Here is a 15930-nt window from a genome sequence, read left to right as displayed (position 1 = left end):
TACAAATGGAAACTTTCTTTCTGTTGACATTTGACAGTTAAGTGAATAAACTACAATTTGTCTATTTCTTCGACAGACAGACCGGTACACTGGGCGATCGTTTCGATATTAACTCCCTGCTTTTTTAAATTTGCAGCAATCTGGCGTTGTTCTTCTGCTTTACCTTTTGTCATCCCTTTCATTTCGGCCTCCTCCACCGCATATTCCAAGGTATTGCGCCAGTCGCGGTAAATCTTCAGGTTCTCATCGTAAACAGCCCGTTCGTGAGGAGTCATTGCATTCAAGTTTGCCACGTCGAGCAGGCGTTTGAAGGCATCGTTTTTCTCCTTAAACGGAGACATATCAAATAAATTCATATTCTTCAATATATAAACCATATTCTCCAGAGGCGTTTTGCATTCCTCTTCTCTTAGATTGAACAGATCGAACGACAGATAAATCTGTTTCAGTTTGACCTCGCCAAAAGTTTTCCCTGTCGCCTCATTGGCCATTACCACATCGGTGCGCCAACTCTGAAATTCAGGCAGACTAAAGTTCAACAGGTAGATGCCATATACCGGAAGCAAGCTATACTTCCAGTCAGCTCCGCTCTCTCCCTGACGGGAGACCAGTCGACAAATGTAATAAAATCCGCGGTTAAAGAAATAATGTTGGGGACAATTCAGCATTTCAAGTACAAATTTGCTCCCGTCCACATCTTCGCAAAGGAGATCGAAGATCACCGTACGTTGTTCTATTACTTCGGGTTGGATTTCTTTATCGAGATAGGTCAGGTCTTTCACCTGGCGTTCGCCCTCGAGCGTGGCGTTGATAAAGTCGATTGCCACTTGCTTTTCACCGAATACGGTTTTAAAAGCCTTGTCGAGCATGATGTTCATATACTTTTCCATAAGTCAATAGTTTTAGTTGTTTTATTACCCGATAGCAGGTAACGAGACAAATGTAGGCAATATTTTATTTATTCCAAACAGAGAAGGGGATTATTTGATTCAGATGTAGAAAATAATGAGCCAATGTGGCAATTTAGAAATATTTGAACTATCCTGTTCCCGTGCTCGACACGGGATCGCAAAGGCACAAACCGTATCCTATATGTATCTTTTGATACAGCCTGTTCTTCTGCGGCCCCGTGTCAAGCACGGGGACAAGATAGTTCACTTTTGATAGATTATGAACAGGATTAACTCCACCAACGATTATGAACTGTATTGTATAGAAGAATGCTATTCCTATTTTTTATTGGTATTTTTGAAAATCAATTTGTCATTTAATCCCTTTTATAGGAACTCTCTATGGAGGCGGGTAAGGGATTGGGAGTATTTATGCGTCTCTGAGGAAGTTAAGCGATGACAGGAGGAAAGGGGATTGGGGAAATCGGATGACTTTTTGTTTGCGCATTTGGAATGGGGCCCCGGGCTGTTTGTGATGGTGGCTGCTTGGTTGATGGAAACGGCTACATTTTGTCAGGCAGGAATGGTGTGGATTTTTTTACCTTCCAGCGAAAAAAACACTGAATAACCGATGCCTGCTTAGGGAAAAAAGAGACGTGTTACAATTATCTCCCAAGCAATTTCAATTGGCTGCCGGACAATTCCGACCAGTTGCCGGGTGGTTGAAACTATCCGGCAGCTAACTGAAACTATCTGCCGGGTAATCGATACCAAACCGGAGCCAATAATCATGAAAAAGGCCTTTTTACCCGCCAAAAGCAACCGATTTGCGTCCGGATGGCCTCTGTTGAAAAAAGAGGGCGTTACGAAAAGAACTTAAAAAGTGATTGCAATGATAGCCTATCGTTGATTTTTGTTACTTTTTGATATCCTTTAGACTTCTGATAATCAGTTTGTGTTTTTCTTTGTCGTCTCTCTTATTCACCTTTTCCCTCTGTAACTCTTATCCCATATCAGCCGGATTTGTAGCATCCTAACAACAATCACCGGGTTCATTTTTTTGTGATTTTACGGCCTGTTCAATCTATAAATAAAACTAAAAAATAATTGTTTGGTGGAGAAGAAGAGATGCCCTGAATTTCATATCCTTCTGAATATAGGGTGCTGCATCTCTATTGATAGTAGAGATACATTATATTTACTTAACTAAAAACTGGTACAAAGGTAGTAAATATCTGTTTTAAAAACTCCTTGATCATTAAGAAGTAAATAATATTTAACTATTGAAAAAATGTTATCAATTTCACGTTTATTTACGTATTTTGTTGTGTGAATAAAAACCAATGAAGGTTAATGTTATTTGTATCACATTGAATTATAGTCGATTAAAGGCTGTGTATCTCTACTATCAATAGAGATGCAATATTCAGGGAGGAAAAATGAAGCAAAAAACAGGTATAGGGTTCATCTTTTGCTTGCTTGCAATCATGAGTATTTTATCTTGTTGCAGGAGATCTGACGAGCCGGCTGCGGAACTTGTCGATGGGACAGTCCGTATCTGTTTTGAATGGGATACGGTGCCTTCCGGCATACAGCCTCCGGAGGGGATGACGCTCCGTTTCTATCCGGAAAGCGGTGAGGGGACGGTCTACGAAATGAAATCGGATACGGTCTCTTTCTCCGGCAATCTGCCGGTCGGCAATTATCGTGTACTGATCTATAACCGTCCGACACCGGGTATCTGGTTTCGCGGACAGGAGCAGTTTGAAACCGCTGAAGCCTGCGTAAAACCTCTGACCCGTTCGGTGGAAACGGTCGGTCAACCGGATTGGTTTACGCTGGCTACGCTCGGAGAGTATGAAGTGAGGAAAGAGGATTCGGGTGCAGAGCCTTTACGGGTTCATCCCGAGCCAATTGTGCGGCGCATCTCTTTTCGTATAAAAGTGACCGATGCGCGGGAGGTGGAATCGGTATCGGGTCGCCTCCTGAATGTGGCCGAAGCAGTCAATCTGAGTACGGGAAAGTCTGTAGCCTCCTATGTGGCGGGCACCGATATCCCCATCCGCGCGGAAGAGGGCCTGTTCGTGGGTTCGCTTTTGGTGTTCAACCTGCTGGATAAGGATGAGATCCCGGGTGGAGGAGCCGATAAAAACCTTCGTTTGCAGATCAACTATGCGGACGAGACGAAGGAGGTGCACGAATTGGATATCTATGACGACCTGATCAATATGGGGGATGGCGATAATGCGGATGTGGAGTTGGATGTGACTCCTTCGGGCATCCATTTTCAGGTTCGTATAACTGAATGGATAGCGGGACAGGGTCCCGATGTATCGGTTGGTAAATAAAAAAATGATAGAGAAATGAAAACAACGACATTAGTATTAGTAGCGGGCCTGGGCCTGTTGTGTGCCTGTTCTGACAACCGTGAGACCGAAACGCCGGACCTTTCGGGTGTGATCCGTTTTGAATCTGGCATTCAGACGAAAGCCGGTCCGGTGACGGGTACGCAGTTTGCAGCCGGAACGAAAGTGGGCGTGTACACGCTTGAAAACAGGAACGGCGTACCCGTCTGGACGACATCGGTTAGTGATGCTTCGAACAACCTGATTATGAACAATGTGGAAGCGGAGGTCAGCGGTAGCGGCGGCCTGGTCTACGAACCTGTAAAGATGTACACGGCGAATGCCAACTACAGTTTTTTTGCCTACTATCCTTATGAAGCGTCCGTCACGGATCCTTCTGCCGGTCAGCCGCCTAAGCTGGCCTGCACGTTCGGGAAGACTCCGTCGGACCAGATCGATTATATGTATGCGAGTCCGCTGGAAAATAAAAAGCCGGTGACCGGCGCTTACCTGCTGAGCTTCAACCATGCCCTGACGCAGGTCACGGTAAAGGTGGTGAATGGTACGGGCGATAAACTGACGCTGCACTCTTTGAAAATACAGGCCCCCGGCGGTGCAACGCTGAATATCGGCAACGGTACGTGGAGCGCACCTTCCGGATCGGAAACCTATATCCTGTTTGGTCCGTCTGCTGCGGAAGAGATTCAGCCGAAAGCCTCTTTCTCTGTACCGGGACAACTGATGTTGTTGCCTGTAGCAGCCAAAGGGACGGCCTATACTTTTGATATGGGTGTGACGGAAGGCGATGCTTCTTCGGCCATAGAGAAAACCGGTCAGACGCTGACATTGCCGACGGAAGGTTTACGGGCGGGATATTCTTACGAATATACAGTGACTTACGGAAGTGCTTCCTCCATCCAGTTGTCTACCAGCGTGGTGGAATGGCAATATGTATCAGGTCCGGGTATCACGGTAAAATAAAGGAGAGGGGATGAAACGGCTGCTGATATATCTGGTTTGCGCCGCCATGTTTGGGGGGTGTTCTCCCGACGACCGTCGGGAGACGCCTTCGGGCGGAGCAATTCGTTTCGTGGCAGACGTCTCTGTAGAAACGAGCAAAGCTTCGGGTCTTCTGTCGGGAACCGTATTACCGGACGGAAGTCGTGCCGGACTTTTCGCTTGTTCGACGCAGACCGGCGGTAGCAGTGAAGTTGTCATGAACAACGTAGCGGGAACGATCGGTGTGGAAGGGGCGGTCGATTACGATCCGGTGAAGTATTACGAAGCGGGAAAGAACTATTCTTTTTATGCCTGTTGGCCCTATACGGCGTCGATGGCCTATACGGATGCTGCCGACGCCCCTTCGCTGAAAATCAGCCTGGGCGATCAGGCGGGGAGTCAGGCGGATTATCTGTGGGCATCCCTGAAAGTAACGCCTGATACCGACAGGTCGAATGATATCGGCCGGTTGACTTTCCGGCATGCCTTGTGCCGGATACGGGTACGTATTTGGAACGGTAGTACAGCCGGTGTTTTTTTGAATAGCATTACGCTGACGGCTCCGGGGAGCGGCACGCTTTCGCTGGCCGACGGAAGCTGGGAGGAGGTAGAGGAAGGCAATCGTTTTCCCTCTTTTATCCTTTGCCGTTATAGTGAGGCGGTGGAACTTCCGCAAGAGGCTTTCTACGAGATACCGATTTCGTTGCTTCAACTCCCGGTGGGAGCAGAGACAATGAAAAAACAGGTTTTCAGCATTACGATCGACGGACAGACGTTCGAGGTTTCTCCCGCCACCCCTGCCGAAGGCTGGGCGGCAGGCTACTCTTACCTTTATACGGTATGGTATGCCACCAATGGTGTCACTTTCCAGGGTACGATCGAACCCTGGCTACCTGTCGAGGCAGGAGAGGTCGACCCGGAAGAATAGTTTTGAACAATATAAAGTATTAATATTAAAAAGAAATTAGTGTATGAAAAATCTTATTTTATTAACAGCAATCGCTTTCGCTGCTGTCTCCTGTTCTGAGGACGACGGGTTGCAGAATAGCAAACCGGAGGCTAATGCGATCCTTTTCGGTACAACGGTGCAGATAGAAACCAAGGCCGTGGTAAAAGGGACGAAGATCCCCGACGGGGAAAAAGTGGGACTGTATGCCCTGGAAGCGGAATCATCCGCATCCCCGGCATGGAAAGCCTCCGCAAACCTGATGGATAACATCGAAGCGGTTGCGAACAGTTCGGGAGGATTGGACTATTCTCCGCTACTGAACTATACGGTGGACAAAGTGTATAACTTCTATGCTTATTATCCGCATACGGCTGTTTCCCAGGCAGGTGGCGACGGAGTCGTGGCGCCAACTACTACTGCTGCCCCCAAATTGAAAGTGACTCTGGAAAAAACACCGTCCGCACAGGCCGATTATATGTATGCCGCGCCGATTGAAAACTACAAACGGACATCAGACGAAGCCGGTGTTATTCAGAAGCTGGTGTTCAAGCATGCCTTGACACAGATACGTTTTAAGTTCAAGAATACGGAAGAGTCGGATGCGATAGTCATCAAGAGTATCAAGGTGAAAGACAATGATAAGGGTACAATGAGTATAACGGATGGGGAATGGAGTAGTTTGAGTGCAACATCATCCGACGGGAATACCTTTACTTTCTTTCAGCCGACAACCCCTCAGACAGTAGCAGCCGGAACAACTTTCGATATCCCGGAACAATTGATGCTGTTCCCGAAGACAGGAGAGGATATGGTTGGTAATTCGACTCTTAAATTTGAGTTGGCTCTGGATGCCAGCGGTACGGAAAAAACGGTGGAGATCACCCCGACAGTCCCTGCCACAGGTCTTACAGCGGGCACTTCCTATCTGTATACGTTATTATACAGTTCCACAGCCAAAGACTTCATTTCCTTATCCACCGAAGTGGTCGACTGGGTAGATGCCATAGGCGGCGATTTGCCGGTAGTACCCGATAAACCCGGGGCGTGAAGCGGTAAGATAAAGATGTAGATATAGAAATAATTGAACTATCCCGTTCCCGTGCCCGACACGGGATCGTAAAGGCACAAACTGTATCCTATATGTATCTTTTGATACTGCTGGTTCTTCTGCGGCCCCGTGTCAAGCACGGGGACAAGATAGCTCAATTTTGGCAATATGTGAAACATTCAAATCTGACAATAATTAAAACAACAAACATGAAAACAACTAACATATTACTAACCATCCCCCTACTGCTTCTCTCGGTTACCGGGTGTACTTCCGACGAACAGGGGGATGACCCCGTTACAAACGGGAAGGGAGAATACGCTGTCAACTTTAGCGGAAATATAAATTTGACGCAGACAAAGGTAAGCACGTCGGAGAGTGTGGCAACTGGGGTAAAAGCAAAAATCTCCACCTTTGTAACGGACGAGACTTCTACTCCTGTTGTCGATGCAAAAGGATATACGGTCGATGCATCCACAGCCGGGGAATTTAATGGCGATGACAGTTTCACAATGTACCTGGCAAAAGGTTCTTATGACTTTTATGCCGTATCGGCCAATATCACTACTTCGGCAGGAATTCCGACCTTCACAAGTGGCACATCGACTGCCGACCTGCAAAATAAGGTCGATTATCTCTATGCAAATAGTAAGAATGTATCCATTCCCGGAGCCAGTGAGGCAGGTAATAATATAACTCTTAGTTTCGAGCATAAAGCTGTCCGGATTACTATTGACGTAAAATCCGGAACCGGGTTGGAACTGACCGGCTGGCAGGATGGTGACGATCATGCGACCATAACCCCTCCTGTAATAACCAATTGTAAGATGAACTTGACTGATGGTGTAATAACACCGGCAACGAGTGTGAATACAACTGCGGATAATATGGAAACAACAGCTGTGGCTACTAAAGCCTCTACAGCTTCTTATACGATGCTTCCTTTGGCTGCTTCGGGAGGCAATGCTCACCAATTGACTGTCACCTTTAAGGTTAAAGTACAGGTCGGAGGCCGTGCAGAAGAGAATAGAACCTATACGGCAACATTAACAGCACCGAATACCAGTGACAACGGTAACACGACCGCCTTCCAGTCCGGCAAGAATTACACCTACACGGCCACTCTGAACCCGACTGCAATCACCTTCACCGGCGCCACAGTCACAGACTGGACACAGGTAGGCACAACGGAAGACCTGAAACCCAGCGAACCGGATCCGGTGCCATAAATATAAAATAATAAATAAAACACATATGTCCCATCCTTATTTATATATCCTGTCTTTCATCCTGCTACTGTCGGCTTGTGCCGATGGGGAAGAACATGCTGACGAGGTTGTCGATCCGGCTCCGCCCGGGGAGATGGTTGCCGTGTCGTTCAGTAGCGTTATCGGCCTGGCTACAAAAGCAGGCGGGGAGGCAGCGGGAGTTACCGCAGATACGGATCCCGTACTCGCCGATGATGTACAGGTAATTGTCTATGCCTATAAGGAGACCGCTGCCGGTGTCCCTACTGCTGCCCCGGTTGCCAGTCGAACTTATAAGGCTGCGAATGGGAATGGGAGCCTGACGGAATCCGGTAGCGAGGGCCTGATGTATCTAGCCGCCGGTAAATATTGCTTTTATGCCCTGTCGGTCAATGAAAACAGCCAACCGCCTGTATTGGCGGAAGGCTCCTTTTCGGAAACCGGCGAGCTAACCAATAACACCGACTATATCTATTGCAAAACAAATGCAACCATCTCGTCTACCTCGGGCGAAGAACAGGAGGTTTTGTTATCCTTCTCCCGCCTGTCGGTACGTATCTAACTGAAGGTGGTGAGCGAAATCAACGGAACGGATGCCGGTAAGGCGACGGAGGCAGCTACGCCGGTAATCAAACTGGCAGCTACCGACCCGGTTGGCTCAAAAATCAGGCTGGGGGCCGATCCGGTAATTACCTCCGGTCGTGTGCCGGATGCAGCCGTTGCCAACACAGGGATGACAGTCACAGGAACGCTAGCTGGAGGCGGTTTTACAGCCGGTTGCATCATACTTCCGATGAAGGCTGGGCAGGAAATCCCTGTAACCATCACTTTTCCGACTATCACCTTCGATGGACTGCCCCAGCAGAAAGACAAACTTTATACACTGGCTATAACGACTCCGGAAGGAGGTTTTGTGTCTGGTAACCAATATAGTTACCGGGTGAATATCACAGGAAACGAAGTCGTCTTTCAGGGGGTGACGATTACTGGTTGGAAAGACAAAGAGGGCAGTATGCCCGATAGCGATATAACAGAAGATTTTATGTAACACAGCAACAACCATGAGAGATCGAATAAACATACCTGCGTTGGCGAGCCTTTGGGTTCCGGTTCTTTGCCTGGCACTGGCAACCGGATGTACCCGGGAGGAAGCGATCGACGGTCCGGAATCAGGCAACCGATCGGAAATCCATTTCTTTACCTCTACGCAGACACGTGCGGGGGGAAGTGGCCTGGCGACATCCGCTAAAGTTCGTATTTATCCCTATCATCGAAAAACGGGGACAACGGCACCGGTCATGGATGGCGGCAAAGAGTACGTGGCGGATGCTACCGCCGGAACAACGCTGACTCCGGCGGCTCCTGTGGGTACGGATGCCAAAAATATGATCCTTCCTGCCGGAACATTCGGGTTTTATGCCATTTCTACCAATAGCAGTACGGAAGAAGTTCCGGCGTTTAATACCGTTGCCAATGATGGCTATCCGACAGATGACGCGAAGAACACGACCGCACTTGTCAATGGAATCGATTATCTGCACGCTGTTAGAGAGGAGGCGATACAATTCGGTTCCGCGCAGGAGGTCCCTTTGACATTTAAGCATATAGGAACCCAGGTGCAGCTGACTATCCAGTTCGATGCAAATGCCTGTGCGGCAAGTGAGACGGCCGCTCAAAATTTTGCCAAAGCTGAGGTCTGGGTGCAGCAAACCGATGTAACAAATGTTTATATGTACCTGAGAGACGGCCAGGTGCGTGTCGGTAATAATGTGGGATTGCCGTTTTTGGACTGTGGTTCCGCGGCCGATAATTTGAATACCGGTAGCATGGCAAAAATGTCCGTAGAGAAGGTCGGAGAGGTGACAGGGAGCATTCCGGCCAATCAGGTGGCCACCTTCAATATGCTGCCATTGAGATCGGAGGCGTCCCGGAAGATGTGGATTAAAGTCGTTATCGCTGACCTTAAAGTCGGGGATACGCCAGCGGCAACCCACACCTATAGCGGACAACTCGATGCCTCCAACGGCTGGAATCCCGGTGAACGAAACAGCTATACGCTGATTCTGAAAGGTAATGAGATTTCTTTTTCCGGGGTAACGGTGGAAGACTGGAAAAACGGTACTTCGGGCGTGGTGGGCGGTATAACGGACTCGTCGTCATCAACAACAACAAACTAAACACGGAAAACATGAAACAACTGACAGCTACAATAACTACCGGTCTGTTCCTGCTGCTTCCCATAGCCTGTACGCAGGAATACGGACAAGAACAGGCAGACAGCCGTGATATAACAGTCGGCTTTACGGCTACGGCAGGTGAGTTGGCTGCCCGGGCGGAGGCTGCCGTCGGCAAGTCCCTGGAAGCAGGAGCGAACGTCACGGTACATGCCTGGACGAGTGCCCTTTCTTCCGCCACATCGGAGAATCCTGCGCTTTCAAATACGTATACCGTCGATAATTCGGGAGAAACAGCGGTGTTGAAGGCAACAGGCGGTCCTATGCAGGTACAGACCGGATTGAGTTATTATTTTTATGCCCTGTCGACCAATAGTGCAACGGATGTCGTGCCCGCATTAAGCGGCAGTTACCAGACATCCACCCTTCACAACGGAGTCGATTACCTGATGGCAACAGCCAATATAACTAACAGCGGCGGTGATAGTGAGATTACGGTTCCTTTGTCTTTCCGCCATCTGGCAGCCCAAATCGTATTGACCGTAAAACCGGCAACCGCCGATGGCTATCTGTCTGCCGATGCTCTGTCGGTAAGTATTGCCGACACCGATCCGACGGGCAGTTATATCGATTTGTCCGTCGGTTCCGATAGTCCTGCATTGATAACGGGAGGTGTTCCGGGCGATCTGCCCAGTGGGCAGACCAAGGGGGCTACAGTATCTCAATCCTCTCCGACCGAATTTACCGTCTCCTTTATCGTCCTGCCGGTAACAGCTTCCGCCCGGGGGATCCCGTTGAAACTGGATTTTACCAATTTGAGCTTTGAAAGCGGTAAAACCACGGCCTCTAAAAGCTATACGGCGAGTATCCTGCCGGAAACCGGTAAAACACTTACGCTGGAGGGGGGCTACAGTTACGCATACGAAGTGAGAATCGCCCGTTATGCCGCTTCATTCAGCCTGCCGACAGTAAAACCCTGGGAATTGTTCGGTGTGGATATGGATAAGATAGAACTGGACCCGAAATAATCAGCTTCGGAAAACAAGTATACGTATGAAAAAGAGTAACAATATATGGATCGTTCTTTTGTTGTTGGCATCCTGTCGGCAGGATACAGTCGTGCCGGACGGGGAGGTGCTCTATCCAGTGACGTTCAGCCTGCCGGAAGTGGAGGTGATGACCCGCGCAACGGAAAGCGAAGCGTTGGGAAACGGCAAAACGCTGACAATAACCGCTTATAACCCGGATACGAAAGAGATGGCGGGAAGTAGTCAATATGTCGCAAGTTCCGGCAGTCTCGGATTGGCAACGGGTGCGGGCCTTTTGTATCTTCCTGCCGGTACCTACGATTTTTGTACGATGGTTCCGGGGACCGGTCTGTCGGAGGATGGGCGTTCTATTACGGTTGCTGCCAATGTGGATGCGTTGGGTTCGGTTACCCGGGCGCAGATGTTGCCGGAGCCGACGAGTGTCACGCTGAATAGCCTGGATCATCTGGCTGCGCAAATCAGCTTTACGGTGCGGGTAGTTACGGCAACTTCGCCAATCACAACTTTTGAAGTAAAGAAGGTTGTTGTAAATGGTATGGTGGAAGCCCGGGCCGATAATTATAAGTTGCCGGAAAATGAGTGGGTTATGCCGGATGTATTTAACGGTAATCTGACGATCGATAATCAGAGTGGGAATCTGTTTACTTATTCGGCGGATGCTCCTGACGGAAAAAACGGGAAACACTATAATATCCAGAAAGAGCCCTTAGTTATCTTCCCCCGGCCTGCCGGTACGTTTGAGGCTGTCATCACATTGAATGTGGGAGAAGAGAACAAGGCGGCTGTGGAAAGAACAGTAAAAGCAACCATTAACAAACTGGCATTCGAGCCGGGCAAACGATATCTGTTTGAAGTGAACTACGGCTGGGATTTTGTGAGTTTCACGGTGACAGTCGCTGCATGGAATCCGGTAGATAATAACCAGGACACAGTGGGGAGCGGCGAACAGGAGATCGAACATATCTTTACGATCGAAGGTAGTTGGGTAGATGTATCATTGGAAGGAGAGATAGGATGAAACAGTTGAAAGCGATTTATTACGGATTGTTTGCATGGGGCATAGCTTCCGGTTGTTCCGGAGGTTTACCTGATCACCCGGAAGAAGGGAGGGGCGATGAACCGGTACCGGTCTTTTTTTGCCTGAGGCAGGAACCGGTTGTCTCGATCGCGTGTGTCGACGGGTTGACGAAAGCAGACCCGCCGGCAACCGGAGAAACAACGGAACTGGCTATTAATGACCTGACGGTTTTGCAGTTTGACTGGGATGGTACGACGGGGGATGGCACTGATGCTGAATGTGTAACGTCGCGTTTCATCCTTTCGCCTCAACCGGAGACTGGTACTGATATAGAAAATCTTTACTCTATCGGTCTGCGTTCCCAGAGCAATGCAGACCAGTATATCATCTTCATAGCGAATGCCGGAGCCGTATTCCAGGATTACGAAGGAGGAACACTTGGAGCATTCAGGGAGAAGACGGTGGCGCTCGACCAACAGACCATGAATGAAAAGAATATCATGATGATTGCGGCAGTTAAAGCCTCCTTTACCTCCGGTGGAAATCAGGGAAATCCTATTGCGGTAGACTTGCAGCGGTTGGTGGCACGCATCCGTTTCACCTGGAAAAAGAACCTGAAAGTAACGGGTGCCAATTTTACCCCGTCTGTCCTGAAAATAGGGAATGTGCCTAATGTATTGAGATATGCCGACGGATTTGTCGATACGGCTGCCGGGGCGGATTATCCCGAAAAGAAGGAGGCCAATTTCAAAGACTATACCTCTATTGTCGCCGGGATCGACAAAGGGTATACCTGGTATGTTCCCCTGAACCGGCATGCCAAAACAGGAAAAGGAGCGACCTCCTATGAAAAAGATGCAATCAATGCCCCCGATGCATTTTGTACCTATGTGGAACTGTCAGGCGTATATACTACGCCGAATATGCCCGACCAGCTGGTCAGCTACCGGTTTTATCCCGGAGGAAATACAACGAACGATTATACGATCGACCGGAATTGCGCTTACGATATTCAAGCCGTTATTGAAGGGTTAAACTCGTTTGACAAGCGGGTGACGAAAAAGACCTTTGAATATACAGAACCCGCCAATTGCTTCGTAATAGCCCCGGAGCCGGGTAATGAATTGTCGTTTAACCCTTACCTGGCCCCGGGAGCAAGTGTGGCGGGCACAGGAGTGCTCTACGAAGACCGGTTGATCGACGGACGTTTCAGCAGAGTGGCCGGGGTGAAAATTCTCTGGCAAACGGTAGAAGGTTTGATCCGGTCGGTATCTCTAACCCAGGGGATGGTCGATATCGCTACGAATACGGACGGTGTTGCCGGAAATGCCCTGGTTGCGATTTACGATGATGAGGGAACCATCCTCTGGAGTTGGCATATCTGGGTGACTCCCTATGAGAAAGTGCTTTATAAAAATGGTACAAACGGGCGTTTGCAGAACTATGCCGGACAGACCTGGATGGATCGTAACCTGGGTGCACTGAGTACGATCAAAGGGGATGAAGGTGCCCGTGGTGTCTATTACCAGTGGGGACGTAAAGACCCGTTTGTTACCTCGGTTGTTGCCGGGGGAACGGCTCCCGCTCATAGGGATATGGGAACAGCTTTGAATATAGACAAGTCGGTCGAAAATCCTACTGTGTTTTTTACCAATCAGGCGGATAACACCTGGAATGGCGGGGGACCGTTGCCTGCATTGTGGCAGGCAACAGGCAGCAAAACACTGTTTGATCCCTGCCCGGCAGGTTGGAGGCTGCCGGGGAAAACGGCTTGGGAGACTTTTGTATGGAGCACTAATTTTTCTTGGGATAGCTCAACAAGTTCAGGGGCAGCCAGAGATGTCGAGGGCGAGACATTGCCTGCCTGGTATCCGTTGTCCGGACGGTTGGATAATAGTTCAATGGAGTATGCTGCTTCCCCTGCCTACCTGTGGTCGGCATCTTTCGGGAACACAATGCCGTATGTTTTCCAGTTTAGTTCAAGCGGGGCCTCCACAGTAGAAACCTCCGGAGCCTGGGGGGCAGCCGTGAGATGTGTCAAACAATAAAGAGAAAAAGAAGAATGGATAGAAAGAAGACAAATAGAACCCGGTTGATCGGAATATTGTTTTTACAGGTCGTCGGTTGGGGTGTTGTAACCGGTTGTGTGGAGGACGGCAGACGGACGGAAACGGATGACCGCAACAGCATAGAGGTAACCTGTTGTTTGCAGATCGAACCGCTGGTAGGCGAACCGGCTACGCGGGCGGATAATACGCTTATCAATGGAGAAGGCACAACGGCAGAAGAGACGGTGGTAAATGACCTGACGGTGATACAGTTTGACGGGAACGGAGACGCGACAGACGAATCGATTGTGATCCGCACATTCAATGGTAAGTTGAATCTGACCAGTTTGTCTATCGGCCTGATGCAACCGCCTTCGAAGGGAAGTCAGTATCTTTATTTTATCTGTAATGCCGGTGATGTGTTTGCCAATTTTGTGGGAACGCTGGGTGAGTTGGAAGAAAAAATACTGACAATCAGCCGGAAGGGTGGTTTGTCGGGAGGAATTGTAATGACCGGAGCCTGTCGTTCGACGTTGGTAGGCGGGACACCGATAAAGGCGACGCTGACCCGCCGATTTGCCAAAATTCGTTTTACTTATAACGCGGATGGATTGCCGGAGGGGGATACCTTCGAGCCGGTGTGGTTGCAATTACTGTCTGTTCCCAAGGCGATGATGCTTGAACCGGCATCGGCAACAACGGATATTGTTGTCGGTTTTTCCGATCTTGATCCGGTTTTAAAAGAGATAGAGAAGGGATATGTCTGGTATATACCTGAAAACAAACGGGGGAAGGGTAAGAATACCGGTGGTAGTGCGGCCAATAAAGGCGCGGTGAGTGTTCCTGATAATTATTGTACTTATATTTTACTGGAAGGCAGGTATCATCAGAGTAGTGATAATAAAGATTATAAAGTCTTTTACCGCTTTTATCCGGGAGCAGATGCGATCAATGATTTTAATCTGGAAAGTAACCATGTATATAATGTAGGATTGACCTTAAAAGGGATAGGTAACAACGACGACCGGGTGGCATCGCAGACGGCAGAGTCGCTACCCGGAGCAAATTGCTATATGACAGCACCCGGTTCTATTCTGACTTTTAATCCGTATGCAGCTGCGGGGATTGATGTTTCATCGACCGGATGGACGTATGCCGGCCGGATGGGAACAAAAGAGCAAAGTAAGATCGACCACGTCGGATTAGTCTGGCAAACGGAACCGGGATTGATAAGGAATATCTATTACCTGATTTCCAGCGGAGAAATACGTTTGGCTATAGATAATAAGTCAGGAAATGCATTGGTTGCAGCGTATGACGGGAATAATAGAATACTATGGAGTTGGCATATCTGGATAACGGATTATTCGGTGGCAAAGGCAGACTATTCTATGGAGGGAACCAGTGCCGAAGTTGATAATGGGTATGTTTATAAGTTTAAAGACTATATCTGGATGGACAGAGGGCCCGGTGCGTTATCTAATGAACGGACAAATGTTACAAACTTCGGTATGAATTACCAGTGGGGAAGAAAGGATCCGTTTGTTCCGGCAAATACGTTTACAGCAAATACCCTGACACCTACGTATGATGCGAATGGGGAGAGGGTCGAAACTACTGCAAAACAGTTTGATCAGGCTTATGTGAATACAGTCGGAGATATGTTTGATAATGTGATGCAGAATCCGCTTACATTCTTTACGAATGGAGGGGCTGCATCAGGTACACCTGTTAATACAAGCAATGAATGTATATGGTATGGTATGTCAGCGAAAGGTGATTTGTGGTCGTCGATAAAAACCTTTTTCGATCCCTGTCCGGCAGGGTGGTGTGTTCCACCGGCTGGAGCAAGGCCGGGATCTGGTGATGTATCTTATCATTATGCTTCAAATGCTTCCGGGAATGGTTTTTATATTAAAGGAATCGAAGGTCTGTTTTGGCCTTATATTGGCTATAGGCAGATCTCGACAGGAGTGCCTAGTGGTGTTGGAGCGCAAGGAATATACTGGACTTCTGAGAATGGAAGCAGTAAGGGAAGTAATTGGGCTAAAACTTATGGGGCTGGTAATGCGAATTGGGATAATACTATGTTTGACCAAAGCCGCAGACACTCCGATGGTATGGGAGTCCGTTGTGTAAAAATCAAATAAACGCAATAAATAT

13 protein-coding genes are annotated in these 15930 nt (G+C 48.6%); 12 read left to right on the top strand and 1 reads right to left on the bottom strand.

The genetic code is table 11. The annotated features are described in order from the left end of the window. Positions 1-50 precede the first annotated feature (50 nt). Positions 51-890, bottom strand: a complete 840-nt coding sequence (locus tag K6V26_RS12265) for an Rpn family recombination-promoting nuclease/putative transposase (RefSeq protein ID WP_224265463.1) — start codon at positions 888-890, stop codon at positions 51-53. Positions 891-2329: 1439 nt separating this feature from the next. Between K6V26_RS12265 and K6V26_RS12260 the strand changes: the two genes are divergently transcribed. The 12 genes from K6V26_RS12260 to K6V26_RS12205 all read left to right on the top strand — a co-directional run bounded on the left by K6V26_RS12260 (position 2330) and on the right by K6V26_RS12205 (position 15917). Continuing rightward, positions 2330-3238: a DUF5119 domain-containing protein gene (locus K6V26_RS12260; protein WP_224265462.1), complete on the top strand. Its 909-nt coding sequence runs from the start codon at positions 2330-2332 to the stop codon at positions 3236-3238. A 15-nt stretch (positions 3239-3253) separates the two neighbouring features. Further along, positions 3254-4216: a fimbrillin family protein gene (locus K6V26_RS12255; protein WP_224265461.1), complete on the top strand. Its 963-nt coding sequence runs from the start codon at positions 3254-3256 to the stop codon at positions 4214-4216. Positions 4217-4226: 10 nt separating this feature from the next. Further along, complete coding sequence (locus K6V26_RS12250) at positions 4227-5162, top strand: fimbrillin family protein (RefSeq protein WP_224265460.1); 936 nt, start codon at positions 4227-4229, stop codon at positions 5160-5162. 43 nt (positions 5163-5205) lie between these two features. After that, the gene (locus tag K6V26_RS12245; RefSeq protein WP_122328548.1) at positions 5206-6231 is read left to right on the top strand and encodes a fimbrillin family protein; all 1026 of its coding nucleotides are present in this window, start codon (positions 5206-5208) and stop codon (positions 6229-6231) included. Positions 6232-6440: 209 nt separating this feature from the next. Continuing rightward, the gene (locus K6V26_RS12240) at positions 6441-7460 is read left to right on the top strand and encodes a fimbrillin family protein (RefSeq protein WP_224265459.1); all 1020 of its coding nucleotides are present in this window, start codon (positions 6441-6443) and stop codon (positions 7458-7460) included. A gap of 25 nt (positions 7461-7485) precedes the next feature. After that, positions 7486-8040, top strand: coding sequence for a fimbrillin family protein (locus tag K6V26_RS12235; RefSeq protein ID WP_224265458.1), 555 nt, complete (start codon positions 7486-7488; stop codon positions 8038-8040). 9 nt (positions 8041-8049) lie between these two features. Beyond that, entirely contained in the window at positions 8050-8526 is a 477-nt protein-coding gene (locus K6V26_RS12230; protein WP_224265457.1) for a fimbrillin family protein, read from the top strand. Between the two features lie 13 nt (positions 8527-8539). Then, entirely contained in the window at positions 8540-9655 is a 1116-nt protein-coding gene (locus K6V26_RS12225; protein ID WP_224265456.1) for a fimbrillin family protein, read from the top strand. An 11-nt stretch (positions 9656-9666) separates the two neighbouring features. Further along, complete coding sequence (locus tag K6V26_RS12220) at positions 9667-10680, top strand: fimbrillin family protein (RefSeq protein WP_224265455.1); 1014 nt, start codon at positions 9667-9669, stop codon at positions 10678-10680. 25 nt (positions 10681-10705) lie between these two features. Continuing rightward, a complete protein-coding gene (locus K6V26_RS12215) occupies positions 10706-11719 on the top strand; it encodes a BF2992 family fimbrillin-A clan protein (protein ID WP_224265454.1) in 1014 nt (337 codons plus the stop codon). Beyond that, complete coding sequence (locus tag K6V26_RS12210; protein WP_010802767.1) at positions 11716-13767, top strand: DUF4906 domain-containing protein; 2052 nt, start codon at positions 11716-11718, stop codon at positions 13765-13767. Before K6V26_RS12215 ends, K6V26_RS12210 begins: the two co-directional genes overlap by 4 nt. 14 nt (positions 13768-13781) lie before the next feature. Then, complete coding sequence (locus K6V26_RS12205; protein WP_224265453.1) at positions 13782-15917, top strand: DUF4906 domain-containing protein; 2136 nt, start codon at positions 13782-13784, stop codon at positions 15915-15917. Positions 15918-15930 lie beyond the last annotated feature (13 nt).

This window comes from Parabacteroides goldsteinii, from assembly GCF_020091425.1.
Classification (GTDB): domain Bacteria; phylum Bacteroidota; class Bacteroidia; order Bacteroidales; family Tannerellaceae; genus Parabacteroides; species Parabacteroides goldsteinii.
The sequence above is the reverse complement of the archived record's forward strand: the minus strand, read 5'-3'. Positions and strand labels throughout refer to the sequence as shown.

Excerpts from the sequence above, each read along its gene's own strand:
- K6V26_RS12265 (WP_224265463.1), bottom strand. The coding sequence starts at position 890 with ATGGAAAAGTATATGAACATCATGCTCGACAAGGCTTTTAAAACCGTA.
- K6V26_RS12260 (WP_224265462.1), top strand. The coding sequence starts at position 2,330 with ATGAAGCAAAAAACAGGTATAGGGTTCATCTTTTGCTTGCTTGCAATC.
- K6V26_RS12255 (WP_224265461.1), top strand. The coding sequence starts at position 3,254 with ATGAAAACAACGACATTAGTATTAGTAGCGGGCCTGGGCCTGTTGTGT.
- K6V26_RS12250 (WP_224265460.1), top strand. The coding sequence starts at position 4,227 with ATGAAACGGCTGCTGATATATCTGGTTTGCGCCGCCATGTTTGGGGGG.
- K6V26_RS12245 (WP_122328548.1), top strand. The coding sequence starts at position 5,206 with ATGAAAAATCTTATTTTATTAACAGCAATCGCTTTCGCTGCTGTCTCC.
- K6V26_RS12240 (WP_224265459.1), top strand. The coding sequence starts at position 6,441 with ATGAAAACAACTAACATATTACTAACCATCCCCCTACTGCTTCTCTCG.
- K6V26_RS12235 (WP_224265458.1), top strand. The coding sequence starts at position 7,486 with ATGTCCCATCCTTATTTATATATCCTGTCTTTCATCCTGCTACTGTCG.
- K6V26_RS12225 (WP_224265456.1), top strand. The coding sequence starts at position 8,540 with ATGAGAGATCGAATAAACATACCTGCGTTGGCGAGCCTTTGGGTTCCG.
- K6V26_RS12220 (WP_224265455.1), top strand. The coding sequence starts at position 9,667 with ATGAAACAACTGACAGCTACAATAACTACCGGTCTGTTCCTGCTGCTT.
- K6V26_RS12215 (WP_224265454.1), top strand. The coding sequence starts at position 10,706 with ATGAAAAAGAGTAACAATATATGGATCGTTCTTTTGTTGTTGGCATCC.
- K6V26_RS12210 (WP_010802767.1), top strand. The coding sequence starts at position 11,716 with ATGAAACAGTTGAAAGCGATTTATTACGGATTGTTTGCATGGGGCATA.
- K6V26_RS12205 (WP_224265453.1), top strand. The coding sequence starts at position 13,782 with ATGGATAGAAAGAAGACAAATAGAACCCGGTTGATCGGAATATTGTTT.